This is a genomic window from Candidatus Nitrotoga sp. M5 (assembly GCF_927904885.1).
Classification (GTDB): Bacteria; Pseudomonadota; Gammaproteobacteria; order Burkholderiales; family Gallionellaceae; genus Nitrotoga.
Window position 1 is genome coordinate 1 of record NZ_CAKMNW010000063.1, and the last position, 1,216, is coordinate 1,216.

The 1,216-nt window shown below is 49.8% G+C and carries 1 protein-coding gene; it reads right to left on the reverse strand.

The features are described from left to right. Positions 1–18 precede the first annotated feature (18 nt). Positions 19–1,157, reverse strand: a protein-coding gene (locus MJ770_RS11610) for an IS3 family transposase (protein WP_239254353.1) whose coding sequence is annotated in 2 segments (ribosomal slippage) — positions 19–920 and positions 920–1,157 — 1,140 coding nt in all. Because the reading frame shifts where the segments join, the coding sequence is not laid out codon by codon here. Between the last annotated feature and the right edge of the window lie 59 nt (positions 1,158–1,216).

Consider the following 1,216-nt stretch of genomic DNA (forward strand, 5'->3'; position numbering starts at 1 on the left):
TGAATAGCCCCTAGTTTTCTAGACGCCTTCGGTTCTCAATTTCTGCTGCCGTTCGAACTCGACGGGCGATAACATCCCGTTCCTTACATGTTTACGCTTCGGATTGTAGAACATCTCAATGTAGTTGAATACATCCTGCCTGGCCTCTTCTCTGGTTTTATAGATCTTGCGTCGTATCCTTTCACGCTTTAGCAGGTTAAAAAAACTTTCTGCGACAGCATTGTCGTGGCAGTTTCCGCGCCGGCTCATGGAATGTTCCAAATTATGAGCCTTAAGAAAGGAAGCCCAATCAATACTGGTGAACTGAGAACCCTGATCGGAATGGATCAGGACCTTATTCGTTGGTTGCCTGTGCCATATAGCCATAAGCAGGGCTTGTAGCACCATATCTGTCGTTTGCCTGCTCTGCAGTGACCAACCGACAACGCGGCGGGAATACAGATCAATCACAACAGCCAGATAGGCAAACCCTTCTTGTGTTTTGATATAGGTGATGTCCGTCACCCAGATCTTGTCAGGGGCCGTTACATCAAACTGTCGGTTCAACCTGTTGTCGACAACCTTCGAAGGCTTGCCACCATAACTGACGGGACGTCTTTTGTATCCGATCTGCGCTTTGATGCCCACCAGTCGCGCCAACCGTGCAACACGGTTCGGACAACATGTTTCTCCCTGATCGAGAAGATCATCGTGGAGCTTGCGATACCCGTACACCTTGCCACTTGCCTGCCAAGCATCGCGGATAAGCTCCGTCTGGCGAGCATCCTCTCTAGCCCGACGGCTCAGCGGTTTCCTGAGCCAAGCGTAAAAACCACTGGGGTGGATGCGAAGGCAGCGACACATTGTCCGCACCGAAAACAACGGACGATGATCGGCGATGAACGCGTATCTCATTTTACATCCTTGGCGAAATACGCGGTGGCTTTTTTTAGAATGTCACGTTCTTCTGTCACTCTGGACAGTTCCCGCTTCAAGCGCAAGATCTCGTCATCCTTGTCGCCCCTGCCGGAAGGGGATGCAAACTTCTTCTTCCAAACGTAGAGTGAATGCTGGCTTACGCCTAATCGCCTCGAAACCTCCGCAATTGGATAGCCTCTTTCGGTGATCTGTGTCACCGCATCACGTTCGAAATCATCACTGAAATTAGACTTAGCCATCATAGCCTCCTTACCTCAAATTTAGGTTAGAAAGCGTCTACATATCTAGGGGCTATTCA